The organism is Enterobacter sp. 118C5, assembly GCF_034107645.1.
In the GTDB taxonomy this organism is placed as follows: domain Bacteria; phylum Pseudomonadota; class Gammaproteobacteria; order Enterobacterales; family Enterobacteriaceae; genus Enterobacter; species Enterobacter nematophilus.
This window is the reverse complement of record NZ_JAWNEU010000007.1, coordinates 129,741-146,885: the sequence shown is the minus strand read 5'-3', so window position 1 is coordinate 146,885 and position 17,145 is coordinate 129,741. Positions and strand designations below refer to the sequence as shown.

Annotated in this window: 17 protein-coding genes; 8 read left to right on the top strand and 9 right to left on the bottom strand. The window is 57.2% G+C overall.

Translation table 11 applies throughout. From position 1 onward, the window contains the following. The first annotated feature begins 2 nt into the window (after positions 1-2). Positions 3-3,116, top strand: a complete 3,114-nt coding sequence (gene acrD, locus UTO39_RS14255) for a multidrug efflux RND transporter permease AcrD (RefSeq protein WP_320727432.1) — start codon at positions 3-5, stop codon at positions 3,114-3,116. Between the two features lie 108 nt (positions 3,117-3,224). Here acrD and ypfM read toward each other — a convergent pair whose 3' ends face one another. Then, positions 3,225-3,284, bottom strand: a complete 60-nt coding sequence (gene ypfM, locus UTO39_RS14250) for a protein YpfM (RefSeq protein ID WP_015572204.1) — start codon at positions 3,282-3,284, stop codon at positions 3,225-3,227. A gap of 387 nt (positions 3,285-3,671) precedes the next feature. Here ypfM and UTO39_RS14245 point away from each other — a divergent pair, with 387 nt between their 5' ends. The 3 genes from UTO39_RS14245 to UTO39_RS14235 are packed head-to-tail and all read left to right on the top strand — an operon-like array spanning position 3,672 to position 5,381. Further along, complete coding sequence (locus tag UTO39_RS14245) at positions 3,672-4,028, top strand: ArsC family reductase (RefSeq protein WP_320727431.1); 357 nt, start codon at positions 3,672-3,674, stop codon at positions 4,026-4,028. A 3-nt stretch (positions 4,029-4,031) separates the two neighbouring features. Then, complete coding sequence (gene dapE / locus UTO39_RS14240) at positions 4,032-5,159, top strand: succinyl-diaminopimelate desuccinylase (protein ID WP_061097436.1); 1,128 nt, start codon at positions 4,032-4,034, stop codon at positions 5,157-5,159. A gap of 24 nt (positions 5,160-5,183) precedes the next feature. After that, entirely contained in the window at positions 5,184-5,381 is a 198-nt protein-coding gene (locus tag UTO39_RS14235; protein ID WP_013098222.1) for a YpfN family protein, read from the top strand. Positions 5,382-5,474: 93 nt separating this feature from the next. Here the strand turns inward: UTO39_RS14235 and ypfH are convergent, their stop codons facing one another. The 6 genes from ypfH to dapA form a co-directional block, all read right to left on the bottom strand. Next, positions 5,475-6,170: an esterase gene (gene ypfH, locus UTO39_RS14230; RefSeq protein ID WP_320727430.1), complete on the bottom strand. Its 696-nt coding sequence runs from the start codon at positions 6,168-6,170 to the stop codon at positions 5,475-5,477. Between the two features lie 73 nt (positions 6,171-6,243). Next, positions 6,244-8,190 carry a GNAT family N-acetyltransferase gene (locus UTO39_RS14225; RefSeq protein WP_320727467.1) on the bottom strand — a complete coding sequence of 649 codons (1,947 nt, stop codon included), beginning with the start codon at positions 8,188-8,190 and terminating at the stop codon, positions 6,244-6,246. Beyond that, positions 8,190-9,059, bottom strand: a complete 870-nt coding sequence (locus tag UTO39_RS14220) for a neutral zinc metallopeptidase (protein ID WP_041908778.1) — start codon at positions 9,057-9,059, stop codon at positions 8,190-8,192. The genes UTO39_RS14225 and UTO39_RS14220 overlap by 1 nt, the downstream gene beginning before the upstream one ends. A 120-nt stretch (positions 9,060-9,179) precedes the next feature. Further along, positions 9,180-9,893, bottom strand: a complete 714-nt coding sequence (gene purC / locus UTO39_RS14215; RefSeq protein WP_023332985.1) for a phosphoribosylaminoimidazolesuccinocarboxamide synthase — start codon at positions 9,891-9,893, stop codon at positions 9,180-9,182. Positions 9,894-10,002: 109 nt separating this feature from the next. Next, positions 10,003-11,037: an outer membrane protein assembly factor BamC gene (gene bamC, locus UTO39_RS14210; RefSeq protein WP_028014020.1), complete on the bottom strand. Its 1,035-nt coding sequence runs from the start codon at positions 11,035-11,037 to the stop codon at positions 10,003-10,005. Between the two features lie 16 nt (positions 11,038-11,053). After that, a complete protein-coding gene (gene dapA, locus UTO39_RS14205; protein WP_061097432.1) occupies positions 11,054-11,932 on the bottom strand; it encodes a 4-hydroxy-tetrahydrodipicolinate synthase in 879 nt (292 codons plus the stop codon). Positions 11,933-12,077: 145 nt separating this feature from the next. On the opposite strand from dapA, the gene UTO39_RS14200 reads away from it, so the two are divergent. Both UTO39_RS14200 and bcp read left to right on the top strand, forming a co-directional pair. Continuing rightward, positions 12,078-12,647 carry a glycine cleavage system transcriptional repressor gene (locus UTO39_RS14200; protein ID WP_028014022.1) on the top strand — a complete coding sequence of 190 codons (570 nt, stop codon included), beginning with the start codon at positions 12,078-12,080 and terminating at the stop codon, positions 12,645-12,647. After that, positions 12,647-13,117 carry a thioredoxin-dependent thiol peroxidase gene (bcp, locus tag UTO39_RS14195; protein ID WP_032659360.1) on the top strand — a complete coding sequence of 157 codons (471 nt, stop codon included), beginning with the start codon at positions 12,647-12,649 and terminating at the stop codon, positions 13,115-13,117. The genes UTO39_RS14200 and bcp overlap by 1 nt, the downstream gene beginning before the upstream one ends. 82 nt (positions 13,118-13,199) lie before the next feature. Here bcp and UTO39_RS14190 read toward each other — a convergent pair whose 3' ends face one another. Then, entirely contained in the window at positions 13,200-14,264 is a 1,065-nt protein-coding gene (locus UTO39_RS14190; RefSeq protein WP_061097430.1) for an AI-2E family transporter, read from the bottom strand. A gap of 221 nt (positions 14,265-14,485) precedes the next feature. On the opposite strand from UTO39_RS14190, the gene bepA reads away from it, so the two are divergent. Beyond that, positions 14,486-15,949 carry a beta-barrel assembly-enhancing protease gene (bepA, locus tag UTO39_RS14185; RefSeq protein WP_041908772.1) on the top strand — a complete coding sequence of 488 codons (1,464 nt, stop codon included), beginning with the start codon at positions 14,486-14,488 and terminating at the stop codon, positions 15,947-15,949. Positions 15,950-15,962: 13 nt separating this feature from the next. Further along, positions 15,963-16,319, top strand: a complete 357-nt coding sequence (gene arsC / locus UTO39_RS14180) for an arsenate reductase (glutaredoxin) (RefSeq protein ID WP_320727429.1) — start codon at positions 15,963-15,965, stop codon at positions 16,317-16,319. On the opposite strand, the gene UTO39_RS14175 is transcribed toward arsC, so the two are convergent. Continuing rightward, positions 16,316-17,140, bottom strand: a complete 825-nt coding sequence (locus UTO39_RS14175) for an XRE family transcriptional regulator (protein WP_320727428.1) — start codon at positions 17,138-17,140, stop codon at positions 16,316-16,318. The genes arsC and UTO39_RS14175 overlap by 4 nt on opposite strands. Positions 17,141-17,145: the final 5 nt, after the last annotated feature.

Sequence of the window (17,145 nt, the reverse complement as noted above, 5' to 3'; positions counted from 1 at the left end):
TCATGGCGAATTTTTTCATCGATCGCCCCATTTTTGCCTGGGTGCTTGCCATCCTGTTGTGTCTGACAGGTGTCCTGGCGATTACTTCTCTTCCCGTTGAGCAATACCCCGATCTGGCACCGCCTAACGTGCGTATCACAGCAAACTACCCCGGCGCCTCCGCACAAACGCTGGAAAATACCGTGACGCAGGTTATCGAGCAGAACATGACGGGTCTGGATAATCTGATGTACATGTCCTCCCAAAGCAGCGCCACGGGACAGGCCACGGTTACCCTGAGCTTTGAGGCGGGCACCGACCCGGACGAAGCGGTGCAGCAGGTACAAAACCAGCTGCAGTCGGCCATGCGTAAGCTGCCCCAGGCCGTGCAGAACCAGGGCGTCACCGTGCGTAAAACCGGTGATACCAACATTCTGACCATCGCGTTTGTCTCCACCGATGGCTCAATGGATAAACAGGACATTGCGGACTACGTCGCCAGTAATATTCAGGACCCGCTCAGCCGTATTAACGGCGTGGGGGATATCGACGCCTACGGCTCACAGTACTCAATGCGTATCTGGCTGGATCCCAACAAGCTGAACAGCTATCAGATGACGGCAACCGACGTAACGGACGCCATCAAAGCCCAGAACGCCCAAATTGCCGTGGGGCAACTGGGAGGCACGCCTTCCGTCGATAAACAGGCCCTGAACGCCACCATTAATTCGCAATCTCTGCTTCAGACCCCGGACCAGTTCCGCAACATCACCCTGCGCGTGAATCAGGACGGCTCGGAAGTGCGTCTGGGCGACGTCGCTACGGTGGAAATGGGTGCGGAGAAATACGATTACCTGAGCCGCTTTAACGGCAACCCGGCCTCCGGCCTGGGGATCAAGCTGGCCTCCGGCGCAAACGAAATGGCGACGGCGAAGCTGGTATTAGACCGTCTGGACGAGCTATCGCAGTATTTCCCGCACGGGCTGGAGTACAAAGTCGCCTATGAAACCACCTCCTTCGTTAAAGCCTCGATTGAGGACGTGGTCAAAACCCTGCTGGAAGCGATCGCCCTGGTGTTCCTGGTCATGTACCTGTTCCTGCAAAACTTCCGCGCCACGCTGATCCCCACCATTGCCGTCCCGGTGGTGCTGCTGGGCACCTTTGCGGTGCTTTACGCGTTCGGCTACAGCATCAACACCCTGACGATGTTTGCCATGGTGCTGGCGATTGGCCTGCTTGTGGACGATGCCATCGTGGTGGTCGAAAACGTTGAGCGCATCATGAGCGAAGAGGGGCTTTCCCCGCGTCAGGCGACGCGCAAATCGATGGGACAAATTCAGGGGGCGTTAGTCGGTATCGCGATGGTGCTGTCGGCGGTCTTTATCCCGATGGCCTTCTTTGGCGGTACAACCGGGGCGATTTACCGTCAGTTCTCAATCACCATCGTCTCGGCAATGGTGCTCTCCGTGCTGGTGGCGCTGATCCTCACCCCCGCGCTCTGTGCCACCCTTCTTAAGCCGCTGCACAAAGGGGAACATCACGGCCAGAAAGGGTTCTTCGGCTGGTTTAACCGTATGTTCAACCGTAATGCCGAGCGGTATGAATCTGCCGTCGGTAAAGTGCTGCACCGCAGCCTGCGCTGGATGATGATTTACGTTGTACTGCTGGGCGGCATGGTATGGCTGTTCCTGCATCTTCCCACCTCGTTCCTGCCGCAGGAGGACCGGGGGATGTTCATCACCTCGGTGCAGCTCCCGAGCGGCTCCACGCAGCAGCAGACGCTGAAGGTGGTTAAGAACGTTGAGCAGTACTTCTTCACCAAAGAGAAAGATAACGTTGTCTCGGTCTTCTCTACCGTCGGCTCCGGCCCGGGCGGGAACGGGCAGAACGTCGCCCGCATGTTTGTCCGCCTGAAAGACTGGGACGAACGCGACGCCAGAACGGGAACCTCGTTCGCCATCATCGAACGGGCAACCAAAGCGTTTGCACGCATTAAAGAGGCGCGCGTCTTTGCCAGCAGCCCGCCCGCGATCAGCGGCCTGGGCAGTTCCGCCGGGTTTGATATGGAGCTGCAGGATCACGCCGGCGCGGGCCACTCGGCGCTGATGGCCGCGCGCGACAAGCTGCTGGAACTTGCAGGGAAAGATCCCGGCCTGACCCGCGTTCGTCACAACGGTCTTGACGACAGCCCGCAGCTTCAGGTGGATATCGACCAGCGTAAGGCGCAGGCGCTGGGCGTCCCGATCGACGATATCAACGACACCCTGCAAACCGCATGGGGCTCAAGCTACGTCAATGACTTTATGGATCGCGGCCGCGTGAAAAAAGTGTATGTCCAGGCAGCCGCGCCGTTCCGCATGTTGCCGGACGATATTAACCGCTGGTTTGTACGCAATAATTCTGGCGGGATGGTCCCCTTCTCCGCCTTTGCCACGTCGCGCTGGGAGAGCGGTTCGCCGCGCCTGGAGCGCTATAACGGCTATTCGGCAGTTGAAATCGTCGGGGAAGCCGCGCCGGGCGTCAGCACCGGTACCGCCATGGACACCATGGAAAAACTGGTGCAGCAGCTGCCCGCCGGGTTTGGTCTGGAATGGACGGCCATGTCTTACCAGGAGCGCCTCTCCGGCACGCAGGCCCCAGCCCTCTATGCGCTTTCTTTGCTGGTGGTCTTCCTCTGCCTTGCCGCGCTGTATGAGAGCTGGTCGGTTCCATTCTCGGTCATGCTGGTGGTGCCGCTTGGGGTTATCGGTGCGCTGCTGGCGACCTGGATGCGCGGCCTGGAGAACGACGTTTACTTCCAGGTGGGGCTACTTACGGTGATCGGCCTGTCGGCGAAAAACGCCATTCTGATCGTTGAGTTTGCCAATGAGATGAATGCCAAAGGCCACGAGCTGATGGCCGCCACGCTGCACGCCTGCCGCCAGCGCTTACGTCCGATCCTGATGACCTCGCTGGCGTTTATTTTTGGCGTACTGCCGATGGCAACCAGCACGGGTGCAGGCTCAAGCAGCCAGCATGCGGTGGGTACCGGCGTCATGGGTGGGATGATTTCGGCCACCATCCTGGCGATTTATTTTGTGCCGCTGTTCTTTGTGCTGGTGCGTCGTCGCTTCCCGCTCCGGGAGCGGCAGGAATAACCCGCAGCCATAAAAAAGGCGGCTTACTCGGCCGCCTTTTTATTGTGTGATTAATTCACACTATGGTTATTTTACTTATTTTAGTGCTCTTGCAATTCTTACTGAATGTCATTTACGAAGCATGCCTTCGATAAAATCTTTCCAGTTCCCCAGTTCACGTTCAATCATAACAACCTCTCTTATTATTATGCGCATTCTACGAAAACGTATCATCATTGTGAAGACTGTTTAACCAATCGCTGTGATTGTATCCCGCCACCGTTGGGGATTTATGATAAATATGAACGGAGGGGCTTAAATTTTGTGTGACGGCCAGCAATATTTTGAAATAACCCTGCGAACGGCTGAGTTTTATTTTACGCGCTGAGTTTATTCGGAATTTAAACCCGGTGGACATCTATGCTTAAATGGTGAAAGTATATTCAGCGTACAAGTGTGAGTTGAATTAAGAAGAAGCGTGAATCCAGACGATTCCTGAATGTGTTATATTCCGCTTAAAGATATATCTTCGAATTTACTGAACGTTTAATAGCCATAAGAGCAAAAGGATTCAACATGGTTGTGATGTACGGCATTAAAAATTGCGACACCATCAAAAAAGCGCGCCGCTGGCTGGAAACCAATAACGTCGAGTACCGCTTCCACGATTACCGTGCCGACGGGCTTGATGCAGATTTTCTGCATACCGCCATTAACGAACTGGGCTGGGAAGCGCTGCTGAACACCCGCGGCACCACCTGGCGCAAGCTGGACGAATCCGTGCGCGCCAGCATCGTTGACGCCGACAGCGCGGCAAAGCTGATGCTCGATATGCCGGCAATTATCAAACGCCCATTGCTCTGCAAGCCAGGTCAGCCTATGCTGCTGGGTTTCAGTGAAACCCTTTATTCTGACTTTTTCGTTGAGGTGTAGTGTATGTCATGCCCGGTCATTGAGCTGACTCAACAGCTTATTCGCCGTCCCTCCCTTAGCCCGGACGACGCAGGTTGTCAGGCATTAATGATTGAGCGCCTGCGCGCTATCGGTTTTACCGTTGAGCGCATGGATTTTGGCGACACCCAGAACTTCTGGGCGTGGCGGGGCCAGGGCGAAACGCTGGCCTTTGCCGGGCACACTGACGTTGTTCCCGCCGGTGACGCCGATCGCTGGATTAACCCGCCGTTTGAGCCAACCATCCGCGACGGCATGCTCTTCGGCCGCGGCGCGGCAGACATGAAAGGCTCGCTGGCGGCGATGGTGGTGGCGGCAGAGCGCTTTGTGGCTCAGCATCCGAACCACAAAAACCGTCTCGCGTTCTTGATCACCTCTGACGAAGAAGCCAGCGCCCATAACGGTACCGTGAAGGTCGTTGAGGCGCTGATGGCGCGCAACGAGCGTCTTGACTACTGTCTGGTCGGCGAGCCGTCCAGTACCGAAGTGGTGGGTGATGTCGTCAAAAACGGTCGCCGCGGCTCGCTGACCTGTAACCTGACCATACATGGGGTTCAGGGGCACGTGGCCTACCCGCATCTGGCCGATAATCCGGTCCACCGCGCCGCACCAATGCTGAACGAACTGGTAGGCATCGAGTGGGATAAAGGCAACGAGTTCTTCCCGCCGACCAGCATGCAGATTGCGAACGTCAAGGCCGGAACCGGCAGCAACAACGTCATCCCGGGAGATCTTTTCGTCCAGTTCAACTTCCGCTTCAGCACCGAACTGACCGACGAGACGATCAAAGCGCGCGTTGTCGCTCTGCTGGAAAAATATAGCCTGCGCTACACCGTGGACTGGTGGCTTTCCGGCCAGCCGTTCCTGACGCAGCGCGGCAAGCTGGTGGATGCGGTGGTGAACGCCATTGAGCACTATAATGAAATTAAGCCGCAGCTGCTGACGACGGGCGGCACCTCAGACGGACGCTTTATCGCCCGCATGGGTGCACAGGTTGTCGAACTGGGTCCGGTTAACGCGACGATTCACAAAATCAACGAGTGTGTGAACGCAGCCGATTTACAACTGCTGGCCCGCATGTATCAACGTATTATGGAGCAACTCGTCGCCTGACGAACGCTCAGAGAGGAATAGCGAATGGATTGGCTTGCAAAGTACTGGTGGATTCTGGTGCTGGTGTTTCTGGTCGGCGTACTGCTGAACGTGATTAAAGACCTTAAGCGCGTTGACCACAAAAAGTTTCTCGCGAATAAGCCGGATCTCCCGCCGCACCGGGATTTTAACGACAAGTGGGACGATGACGACGACTGGCCGAAGAAAGACCAGAAGAAGTAATCCCCTCACCCCCGGCCCCTCTCCCCTGAGGGGCGAGGGGGGCCATGTTCCCTCTCCCCTCTGGGGAGAGGGTTAGGGTGAGGGGGTAATTGTTTATATAAACTCTACAATATCATCATCATTCGGCTTGCCGCCGCTGAGCGCTTCATCAAAGTAGTGCTTCGGCACGGTATAGCGCAGATGGTCGAGCGCAAACTGCATGCTGCGGTCGTCAATCGCATGGCCCAGATCGTCCACAATATCCAGCGTCACATCCCCGCCTTCGCGCATCAGCGCTTCCTGGGCAGCTACCGCATGCGAAAGCTCAATCACCCGGTCTTCACCGCCGTGAATGAGATGGATGGTGGTCTGCGTGGTCGCGCTTGTCGGCAGCGTCGCATAACGCCCGTTAAACGCGATGACGCGTGAAGCCAGACCCGGCTGCGCTTTTACGCTTTCCAGCGACATGATTGACCCCTGAGAGAAGCCGATCAGCGCCGTTGCGTCAGCGCCTACGCCGCTCTGCTGCTGCCAGTAGCGCACGATGTCGATAAACGTGGGCATGATCGCATCAATGCGCGCCTGACGGTTTTCTTCCGTCACGCCCTGGACCGGGAACCACTGCCGTCCGTCTGGGCCGCACGGCTCCACGCCGCCGATGCTGACAATCAATGCTTGCGGAAAAACGGGCGCAAACCAGCTGCCAATCTGCCCCATATTGACGGCATTATCGCCAACGCCATGAAACAGGAGCAGTAACTGTTTAGCCGGTTTGTCCGGGCTTTGAACAACAAAATGGTCGTGTTTCATGGCGGTCTCCTTAATTGATGAGCAGGATTTTACGCCTCTGCGGGGTAATGACCATGCCACTTTACTGAAGAAGTCATTGAAAAAATTGCCATTGCAAAATGTCTGCTTTCAACTGTTGGCAGCGGGAATAATCAAGGCTCTCGAGCGCCTGTGCGGCTTCACTCCGCAGCTTAGCCAGCAGCGCTTTTCGCCCCATCTCGTCCGTCTTTCCCTCGATTTTCCCGCGCAGCGCCGGGAGCGGCATGTCTGTGGTTAGCACCAGCCGCGTCAGCGCGGCAACCGAGGTTGAAAACGCCCGGTGCGCAAAGGCAAACCCCGCCAGCTCCAGCCAGTCGTCACTATTAAGGGTAGCTTCCCAGGCATCGGTCACCGGGATCTTTTCGCCATTCCAGGCCGAAAGAACGCGCATATCGCGACACAGGCGCTGGTGCTCCTGCGCGCACAGGCGGTGCCCGGCCTCGCTCAGCGGCAGTAAGGCCATCGCCGTGTAGCACCCGCTGCTGGCTTCCCGATGGCTGCCCATTCGCACCAGCACAAAACCGCACTGCCGCCAGAAACGCCACAGCTCGTCGGTATAGCCAAAACTGACCGAGAGATAATCTTCACCGCTGGCGCTGCGAATAAGCCGCTGGCCGATGCCCTCCCGTTGCCGGTGGGGATGCACCGCAATGCGGCTGATTCGTCGGCCTTTCAGCGTCGCCGCGAGTGGCGACCCGCCGTGCGCCGCCAGCGACTGCGCCACAAGGTTCCCGCGTGGACGACGAAAGCCCGCCCACACCGCGCGGCTCAGCTCAGGGGGCAATCCCCCCTCTTCCACCAGCCAGAGCGCACCCGCGATATCCGCACCCGCGTGTGCAACCGCAAAGTGCTGGCCGGGGGCATCCATCATCCGGCGTAAATCGAGGGGTGAGGTGCGATAATGCGCGGCACACAGCAGTTCATACACGCTTGCCACGCGTGCCGGGTCGCTCTCCCACAGCTGCGGCTCCAGCGACCGTATACGCACGTCACCTTCCGGTTTGCGGTCGATAAGCGCATCGTCAAACAGCAGCGTATTCGCCACTATCCGCTCAAGCGGACACCCGGACGCCCAGCGAATGGGGGTGGATAACGTATAGCGCCGCAGCCCGCTGAACCGGGCGCAGAACTTGAGCAGAAACCCCCTGCCCGTGCCTTCATAACCCTGGACGGTGGTGGTGAGCAGTACGCGGGGAAAGCGCGCCACCAGCTTGTCCAGCAGCGGGCCGGGGATAGCGGCGGCTTCATCAACAATCAGCCAGTCGGCTTCCGTCGTGGAGGCCAGCAGCGCATCCGGGGCCATAAAATGAAAACGCTCGCCGGCGAAGCGCGCAATGACATCCGTTGCCCCTTTTGACGGTGCCGTCACCACTGCATTTCCGTGGATGCCGTAGAGCAGCATGCCTGCCAGGGCTGACTTTCCGCGTCCCCGCGGTGCCGTCACGGCAGCGACGCCCGCAGGCATGGCCAGAAGCGCGTCGAGGATCTCCGCCTGCTCGCGCTGCGGCTCGCCGCTGGCGGGCTGCCAGGCGGGTGAATCCGGCGCAGCGGGAAGAGAGAGAGGACAATGCTGTTGCCAGACGATCGCATCCGCATCGGCGGCAAGCGTTCGGCAAAAATGGTGGACGAAGCGCGGGGTGGCGATCGGCTCCGCGCTGTCGCTCCAGCGCACGGAATCGCCGTCGGGCCTGTCGGCCCAGTCAGCGAGAGGCGGCACCAGCAGCACCAGCAGGCTTCCGGCGCGCAGCGTCCCGCTGAGCGCGGCAAAGGCTGAGACATCAAACCCGGCACGCGCGTCAAAAACGGCGTGCAGGTATTCACGGCCCAGCAGTCCGCTAATAGCTTTTGAGGGATTGTCCTCCAGCCACGGCCAGTCTCCCGGCAAGGCATCACGCAGGCCAGCCGCCTGGCTCAACGTCCACTGTTCATCGCCAGTAAGCACCACCAGACGGCGGTGCCCGGTACGCTCAAGCCCGCGCGTCAGATGTTCAAACGACACCATCACATGGCTTTGCCGAAGGTATTACACTGGGCCGGATCGCCGCTGTCAAAGCCGCGCTTGAACCAGCTGTAGCGCTGCTGTGACGTACCGTGAGTGAAACTGTCCGGCACGACATGCCCCTGGCTCTGCTGCTGTAGACGGTCGTCGCCGATGGCCTCAGCCGCGTTTAACGCCTCTTCAAGATCGCCGGATTCCAGCACGCCCTGCTGCTGCATGCTGTGGCCCCAGACGCCCGCGAAGCAGTCCGCCTGCAGCTCCATTTTGACGGAAAGGCGGTTCACTTCGGCCTGAGACGCATTCTGCTGAAGCTGGCGCACTTTGGGCTCAATCCCCAGCAGCTTTTGCACGTGATGGCCGACTTCATGCGCGATAACGTAGCCCTGAGCAAAATCGCCGTCAGCGCCAAGCTTGCGTTTCATATCATCGTAAAAGGAGAGATCGATATAGACGGTGCCGTCTGCCGGGCAGTAGAACGGCCCCATCACCGATTGCCCGGTGCCGCATCCGGTGCGGGTTGCGCCCCGGTACATCACCAGCTTCGGCTGCTGGTAGGTGCGCCCCATCTTCTCGAACTGCTGACTCCAGGTGTCTTCAGTTGTGGCGAGAATAACGGAGGTAAATTTGGCCGCTTCATCTTCATTCGGGCTGATGGAGCGCTGAGAATGTTGCTGCTGTTGCAGCGGTTGACCGGTCATCAGGCCGGTGAGATCGACGCCATAATAGCCCGCGACCAGCACCACAATCAGCAGGATGATACCGCCCTTGCCGCTGGGTAAGCGGAAGCCGGGCCCGCCCATTGAAGGACCGCCGCCACCATCACTGCGTCTGTCTTCTACATTGTCACTTTCACGACGCCCTTGCCAGCGCATAACCACCTCGAACTATTCCATTAATAATAGCTATGATCGTAGGCGGTTAACGGCAAGATTACCATAGGAAACAAAGGTAAGACGCCAAAGGATGCGAACATCCTTTGGCAACAGAGGGACTTAGTCGAGCTTAACGCCTAAACGGTGAGCTACCGCCTCGTACGCTTCAATCAGGCCACCCAGGCTCTGACGGAAACGGTCTTTGTCCATTTTATCCAGAGTTTCTTTATCCCACAGGCGGCTGCCGTCCGGGGAAAACTCGTCGCCCAGCACCACTTCGCCTTTGAACAGACCAAACTCCAGCTTGAAGTCGACGAGGATCAGGCCCGCGTCATCAAACAGCTTTTTCAGCACGTCGTTGGCTTTGTAGGTCAGTTCCTGCATGCGCGCCAGGTTCTCTTTGCTCACCCAGCCGAAGGTTTCGCAGTAGGATTCGTTGACCATCGGGTCGTGCATGGCATCGTTTTTCAGGAACAGGTCGAACAGCGGTGGATTCAGTTCGATACCTTCTTCAATGCCCAGACGCTTCACCAGGGAGCCTGCCGCACGGTTACGAATCACGCACTCAACCGGAACCATATCCAGTTTTTTCACCAGACATTCCGTATCGGACAGCAACGCTTCCATCTGGGTCGGAATACCCGCCTCGGCCAGTTTGGTCATAATGAAGTGGTTGAACTTGTTGTTCACCATGCCTTTACGATCGAACTGCTCAATGCGTGCACCATCCCCTGCTGACGTATCATTGCGGAACTCGAGCACCAACAGATCCGGGTTCTCCGTGCTGTATACGGTCTTCGCTTTGCCACGATACAACTCAGCTTGCTTCTGCATCTTCATTACTCCTGGTGTGATAATTTGTGTTCAAAACTGGGTATATTATGCCACGCACACGTTTGCGTGGCACGAAAATAAAAAGGGCGGGATTAACCCGCCCTCGTATTTATTTGCTGAATGCTGCCTGGAAGACAGCGACCAGCGCATCGTTCTGCGCCTGGGTCAGCGTGTGACCTTTTGGATCGATAAACTGCAGGCTGCTGCGGTTATCAAGGTCGCCTACCTGAATCTTGTAATCACCGGAGGCAAGCTGAGGATCTTTGGCGCCCAGCTCCTGCCACGCGCTGTCGGACAGCGGCTTATAGGTCGCCGTCATGCTGCCGGTTGAACGGGTGCTATCGGTCACTTTCATGCCCACTTTTTCCAGCGTCGCTGGCAGACGCTGCCAGGTCTGGTTAAACGGTGCACGCACCACCAGCATTGGCAGGCCGGTATCATCCGCGCCGCTCTGAACGTCGTAAGTGACGCCGTTACGGTTCTGCGCGGCGTTGGCGGCATCGGTAGCGGTCTTATCCAGACCTGCCGCAATCACGTTTAGCATTTCAGTGCTGTAACGCTGCATAGAGGCGGCATCCGCAACCGGTTTACCCGCCTGCTCCAGGTTCAACAGCTTAACGTTAACCGCCTGCTGGTAACCCTGTGGTTTTACGGAGACCTGATAGCGTCCACGGTACTGCTGATCTTCATCAAGACGGTTCCACTCGATCCAGTCGGTGGTTAACGTCTGGCTGGCGTCATCGCGTTTATCAATGGTGTAATTCTTCGCCTGAATAACGCTGACGACCTGTGGCCACAGATTACTTCCGCGCGCGCTTTCAACCAGCAGAGACGCCGTATCACCGGTGAACTGGGTACGCGCCCCGCTTACCAGCGCCAGAGGCTGTGCTGGCGGACGAATATCAAGCGCTTTACCGACCAGGCCGCTACCGTTGGTCACGGGAATATTATAATCGCCGTTTTGAATCGGCAGGATCATACCAGCCGGTGCATGAAGTTCAGCAAGCGGGGTCGCATCCAGATAGGATTCATCACCGCTCACCTGGCGCTTGTAGCGCGAGTCTGAACTACAGGCAGCGAGCAGCATAACAAGCGAAACACTCGCAACCTTCGCCAGGCGCGACTTCTGTACTGAATAAGCCATCAAATCTCCCTAAACTTTACAGCAAACCGGCATGCTTCAGCGCTGCCCTGACGATGTCGCGACCGTGGTCGGTAATCGGTGTCATTGGCAAACGCAGCGTATCGGATGCTACAAGCCCCAACTCCTTACACGCCCATTTCACTGGGATCGGATTGGGTTCGACAAATAATTTATTGTGCAACGGCATCAGACGCTGATTAATGACACGCGCTTCATCATAGTGACCGGCGGCGGCCAGTTTGCACATTTCAGCCATATCGCGCGCCGCAACGTTTGCCGTTACGGAGATCACGCCATGACCACCAAGCTGCATAAAGTCCAGCGAGGTCGCATCATCACCACTCAACAGGATAAAGTCGTCTGAAACCAGCTCTTTGATCTGATGAACGCGGCTTAAGTTCCCTGTCGCCTCTTTAATACCGATAATATTTTTTACTTCCGAGAGACGACCAACGGTTTCCGGCAGCATATCGCAGCCGGTACGGGACGGCACATTATACAGAATTTGTGGCAAGTCAGTATGTTCAGCGATGGCTTTAAAGTGCTGGAACAAACCTTCCTGAGTAGGACGGTTGTAGTAAGGGGTTACGGTCAGACAGCCCACGATGCCGCTGTCGTTAAAACGTTTGGTCAGGCTGATCGCTTCTGCGGTCGCATTAGCGCCTGTCCCCGCAATGACCGGAATACGTCCGTCAGCCAGTTCCAGGGTCAGCATAACCACATCGCCGTGCTCTTCGTGGCTCAGCGTTGCGGATTCACCGGTAGTCCCTACCGAAACGATCGCCGAGGTTCCGTTGGCGACATGGTAATCAATGAGCTTCTTCATGCTTGACCGGCAGACATTACCTTTTTCATCCATCGGTGTAACAAGCGCGACAATACTTCCCGTGAACATGAGCCATCCTCTGTGCGAACAAGAGCCTCAATGTTACGTTTGGAACTGTAATAAAAGCAAGCGACCTGAGGCGCTCAGGCGGTTGTATGCATGTTTTTTTTATGCTTTCCTTAGGAAGACTTAACCATGCAAAGGAAGAACAGGTTTGACAACCTCATCACAACATTACCTGGTTATCACCGCGCTGGGTGCCGACAGGCCGGGTATCGTGAACACCATCACCCGTCACGTGAGCAGCTGCGGCTGTAATATCGAAGACAGCCGCCTGGCGATGCTCGGCGAAGAGTTCACGTTTATCATGCTGCTGTCCGGAACATGGAATGCCATTACCCTTATCGAATCCACCCTGCCGCTGAAAGGCGCGGAGCTGGATTTGCTGATCGTCATGAAGCGCACCACCGCGCGCCCGCGTCCGGCCATGCCCGCGACCGTCTGGGTGCAGGTTGAAGTTCCTGATTCTCCGCATCTGATTGAGCGCTTTACCGCGCTGTTCGACAGCCATCAGATGAACATTGCCGAACTCGTCTCCCGCACGCAGCCGGGCGACGAAAGCACCGTTCCCACGCTCTTTATTCAAATTACCGCACACAGCCCTGCCTCGCAGGATGCGTCAAATATCGAGCAAGCGTTCAAAGCCCTCTGTACAGAATTAAACGCGCAGGGCAGTATAAGCGTCGTCAATTATTCGCAGCACGAACAGGATGGAGTTGAGTAATGAATCCACTGAAAGCCGGTGACATCGCACCGAAATTTAGCTTACCGGATCAAGACGGCGAGCAAGTAAATTTGACCGACTTCCAGGGACAGCGTGTTCTGGTCTATTTCTACCCGAAAGCCATGACCCCCGGCTGCACCGTTCAGGCCTGCGGCTTACGCGACAACATGGACGAGTTGAAGAAAGTCGGCGTGGAAGTGCTGGGAATCAGCACGGATAAACCAGAAAAGCTGTCACGATTTGCGGAAAAGGAGCTGCTGAACTTCACGCTGCTCTCCGACGAAGACCACCAGGTATGCGAGCAGTTCGGCGTCTGGGGTGAAAAGACCTTTATGGGTAAAACCTACGACGGCATTCACCGCATCAGCTTCCTGATTGACGCTGACGGTAAAGTTGAGCATGTGTTTGACGACTTCAAAACCAGCAACCACCACGACGTGGTGTTGAACTGGCTGAAAGCAAGCGCCTGATAAACAGCAAAACGGCAACCCAGTTGCCGTTTTAGTGTTTTCTCCCTCTCCCCGTGGGTGAGGGCGTCAGGCCGCACAAAATCTACTTCTCTTCCACCGCTGGCACATCCGGCCACGCGTGCACCACCGCTTTAATCAGCGTCGCCAGCGGAATAGCAAAGAACACGCCCCAGAACCCCCACAGCCCGCCGAAAATCACCACGGATAAGATAATCACCAGCGGATGCAGGTTCACCGCTTCGGAGAACAGCACCGGCACCAGCAGGTTACCGTCCAGCGCCTGAATGATGAGGTATACCGCAAAGCAGCTCCAGAACTCCGTGCCCAGACCAAACTGGAACAGCGCAACGCCCACCACCGGAATAGTCACCACAAACGCGCCGATGTATGGGATCAAAACCGAAAATCCGACCAGCACCGCCAGCAGCAGCGAGTAGTTCAGGCCGAAGATCAGGAAGCCAATCCAGGTCGCGACCCCGACCACAATCATCTCCAGCACCTTGCCGCGAATGTAGTTGGTGATCTGCTGGTTCATCTCTTCCCAGACCTGCCCGGCCAGGCCGCGATTGCGCGGCAGCACGCGGCGTACCGCGTTAAGCATCTGCTCTTTGTCCTTGACCAGGAAGAACACCATTAGCGGCACGAGCACAAGATAGACGGCCAGGGTGAGCAGCCCCACAAGCGAGGCCAGAGAGTATTTCACCACCGAGTCGCCCATCGTCATAATGCGGGCGCGCATGTTTTCGGCCATCGCATCTATGATCCCCGCATCCATCAGCGCGGGGTAACGACGCGGCAGCGTGGCGGCGAAATCAGACAGCTTGTTTAACATGCCGGGCATATCGCGGATCAGGTAGATCCCCTGCTGCCAGGCAACCGGCATCACCACAAATGCCATCAGCAGCAGAATGCCGACAAACAGCACCAGGACGATGCTGGTCGCCCAGCGGCGTGAACAGCCGATATGTTCCAGGCGCGCCGTTGGCCACTCCAGCAGGTACGCCAGCACAATCGCCACCAGCAGAGGGGCGAGAAGGCCGCTGAAGAAGAACAGAATACCGAACCCGGCAACCAGAATAACCAGCAAAGCAATGGCTTCCGGGTCACTGAACCGACGCCGGTACCACTGCATTAACATTTCGAGCATACAACCCTTCCCTGAATCGATTGGCGGGAGTGAGACGATGAATTGTATCTAATTGTCACAAAAAAGACTTTCGCTTTTTGTATCCCTGTCACAATCCGCAAAAGCCTGATGAATGGGATTTTCTTCATGCGGTAACACGGCTACACTCGCAGGGCAGCAGAGATGAACGATATGCCGGTTCATCGGTCAAATTAGCACCTCCAACATACAGGACAGTGGTTATGTTCAGGCAGTTGAGAAAAACACTGGTTGCAACACTGATTGCCGCAGTGACGGTCGGTCAGGTGTTGCCCGCTTTCGCTGACTCGTCCGATTCATTGCCGGACATGGGCACCACGGCAGGAAGCACGCTCTCTATCGGGCAAGAGATGCAGATGGGTGATTACTATGTGCGCCAGCTGCGCGGCAGCGCCCCGCTGATCAACGACCCTTTGCTGGTGCAGTACATTAACGGGCTGGGGATGCGCCTGGTGGCGCACGCCGACTCGGTAAAAACGCCCTTCCACTTCTATTTAATTAATAACGACGAAATCAACGCCTTCGCCTTCTTCGGCGGGAACGTGGTGCTGCATTCGGCGTTATTCCGTTATTCAGACAACGAAAGCCAGCTGGCCTCGGTAATGGCGCACGAAATTTCGCACGTCACCCAGCGCCACCTTGCGCGTGCGATGGAAGACCAGAAGCGTAACGCCCCGCTGACCTGGGTGGGCGCGCTGGGCTCTATTCTGCTGGCGATGGCCAGCCCGCAGGCCGGGATGGCGGCCCTGACCGGTACCCTGGCGGGAACGCGTCAGGGGATGATCAGCTTCACCCAGCAAAACGAGCAGGAAGCTGACCGCATCGGAATTCAGGTTTTACAGCGCTCCGGCTTTGACCCGCAGGCCATGCCGAGCTTCCTGGAAAAACTGCTCGATCAGGCACGTTACTCTTCCCGTCCGCCGGAAATTTTGCTCACCCACCCGCTGCCGGAAAGCCGTTTATCGGATGCGCGCAACCGTGCCAATCAGATGCGCCCGGTGGTCGTGCAGTCGTCGCAGGACTTCTACATGGCAAAAGTGAGAACGCTCGGCATGTACAACTCCGGGCGTAACCAGCTCACCAGCGATCTGCTGGATACCCTGGCGAAAGGCAACGTGCGGGAAAAAAACGCCGCGCAGTATGGTCAGGCGCTACAGGCGATGGAAGCCAGCAAATACGACGAAGCGCGTAAAGCGCTGCAGCCGCTGCTGGCAGCCGATCCGAACAATCCGTGGTATCTCGATCTCTCAACGGATATCGATCTGGGGCAGAAGAAAGCCACCGATGCGATTAACCGCCTGAAAGGGGCGAAAGACATACGGACCAACCCGGTGCTGCAGCTTAACCTGGCGAACGCTTACCTGCAGGGCGGTCAGCCCGCGCAGGCCGTGACCATTCTGAACCGCTACACGTTTAATAATAAAGACGATCAGAACGGCTGGGAGCTGCTCGCCCAGGCCCAGGGTCAGCTGGGTAACCGCGATCAGGAGCTGGCCGCGCGTGCTGAAGGCCTGGCGCTGGCGGGCCGTCTCGATCAGGCTATTTCCCTGCTCAGCAGCGCCAGCTCGCAGGTGAAGCTCGGCAGCCTGCAGCAGGCCCGCTACGATGCGCGCATCGACCAGCTGCGCGGCCTGCAACAACGCTTTAAGCCGTACGAGAAGATGTAATAAAGGAGAAGTCATGACAGACGCGGTAAAAATTTACCATAACCCTCGCTGCTCCAAGAGCCGCGACACGCTCAGCCTGCTGAAATCTAACGGCGTCGACCCGGACATGGTGCTGTATCTGGAGACGCCGCCGGACGCGCAGACGATCCGCGAGCTGCTGCACATGCTGGGGATGGGCAGCGCACGCGAACTGATGCGTCAGAAAGAGGATCTGTATAAATCGCTTAATCTGGATGACGGCCGCCTCACCGAGGCTGAGCTGGTACAGGCGATGGTCGACAATCCAAAGCTGATTGAGCGCCCGATCGTGGTGGCGAACGGCAAGGCGCGAATTGGCCGTCCGCCGGAAGATGTGCTCGAAATCCTCTAGTCCCTGCGCCGCAGCGCTTCCAGAAACGCCTGCGGCGTACTCTCTCCCAGCTTTTTCTGCGTTTTGCCCCGGTTATAGAATTCGCACAGCGCGATCAACACCTCTCCCGCCGGTTCATCATTCACGCGAGGAATAACATCGCGTAATGGCACCGCCACCTGAAGCGCATTGTGTTTTTGGGGATGCGTTTTTACAGCCACATCTTTTGCAGGATCCGTCAGTTCAAAACCAAAAGTCTCAAGAGATTGTATATCAGCCGGACAGGCATCCAGCAGCGCCCGCGTCCAGGTATTGAGCAACTGGGGCGAAAGTCCCGCATAGAGCCGGGCATGACACCAGCCGCTTACCGGTTCGCGCGCCCAGAGCAGGTGCTGTTCACCCCCATCGTCCATGTGCAACGACAAAGGCAGATGATGCAGCATCAGCGTGTGCGGCATGATGCCTGCCTTCAGCGCCTTTTTACCCTGCAATGAAGTCCCCTTGTGTTTCGCGGGGGCCGGCTTGAGATAGCGGCTCAGCGTTGCCCGAGAAACGCGGATCCCCAGCACGTCGTTAACCATCTGCAGCAGTTCATCCAGCGGCGCCCCTGAGATGTCGCGCAGCGCATTCACCAGCGCAACCTGCTCCTGTCTCAACGCTTTGTGTATCACTTTTGGCGTGGTGTGGTTATCAGAAATCTGGTCGCGGTTGCGCCAGCGCCTGACGGTCGTGACCGAAATTCCCAACTCAACGGCAAGCTCTCTGTCGCTTTTATCTGACTGTTGCAGATAGCGGCGGATACGCGGCGTGGTAGTCGCATTGGCATGCAGTTTAATTTCCATCGCAA

Bases quoted from the DNA above. Each gene is read 5' to 3' on its own strand.
- dapA (WP_061097432.1), bottom strand. From the start codon at position 11,932: ATGTTCACGGGAAGTATTGTCGCGCTTGTTACACCGATGGATGAAAAA.
- UTO39_RS14245 (WP_320727431.1), top strand. From the start codon at position 3,672: ATGGTTGTGATGTACGGCATTAAAAATTGCGACACCATCAAAAAAGCG.
- UTO39_RS14190 (WP_061097430.1), bottom strand. From the start codon at position 14,264: ATGCTCGAAATGTTAATGCAGTGGTACCGGCGTCGGTTCAGTGACCCG.
- UTO39_RS14225 (WP_320727467.1), bottom strand. From the start codon at position 8,190: ATGGTGTCGTTTGAACATCTGACGCGCGGGCTTGAGCGTACCGGGCAC.
- UTO39_RS14220 (WP_041908778.1), bottom strand. From the start codon at position 9,059: ATGCGCTGGCAAGGGCGTCGTGAAAGTGACAATGTAGAAGACAGACGC.
- purC (WP_023332985.1), bottom strand. From the start codon at position 9,893: ATGCAGAAGCAAGCTGAGTTGTATCGTGGCAAAGCGAAGACCGTATAC.
- dapE (WP_061097436.1), top strand. From the start codon at position 4,032: ATGTCATGCCCGGTCATTGAGCTGACTCAACAGCTTATTCGCCGTCCC.
- UTO39_RS14175 (WP_320727428.1), bottom strand. From the start codon at position 17,140: ATGGAAATTAAACTGCATGCCAATGCGACTACCACGCCGCGTATCCGC.
- acrD (WP_320727432.1), top strand. From the start codon at position 3: ATGGCGAATTTTTTCATCGATCGCCCCATTTTTGCCTGGGTGCTTGCC.
- bcp (WP_032659360.1), top strand. From the start codon at position 12,647: ATGAATCCACTGAAAGCCGGTGACATCGCACCGAAATTTAGCTTACCG.
- ypfH (WP_320727430.1), bottom strand. From the start codon at position 6,170: ATGAAACACGACCATTTTGTTGTTCAAAGCCCGGACAAACCGGCTAAA.
- bamC (WP_028014020.1), bottom strand. From the start codon at position 11,037: ATGGCTTATTCAGTACAGAAGTCGCGCCTGGCGAAGGTTGCGAGTGTT.
- UTO39_RS14235 (WP_013098222.1), top strand. From the start codon at position 5,184: ATGGATTGGCTTGCAAAGTACTGGTGGATTCTGGTGCTGGTGTTTCTG.
- arsC (WP_320727429.1), top strand. From the start codon at position 15,963: ATGACAGACGCGGTAAAAATTTACCATAACCCTCGCTGCTCCAAGAGC.
- bepA (WP_041908772.1), top strand. From the start codon at position 14,486: ATGTTCAGGCAGTTGAGAAAAACACTGGTTGCAACACTGATTGCCGCA.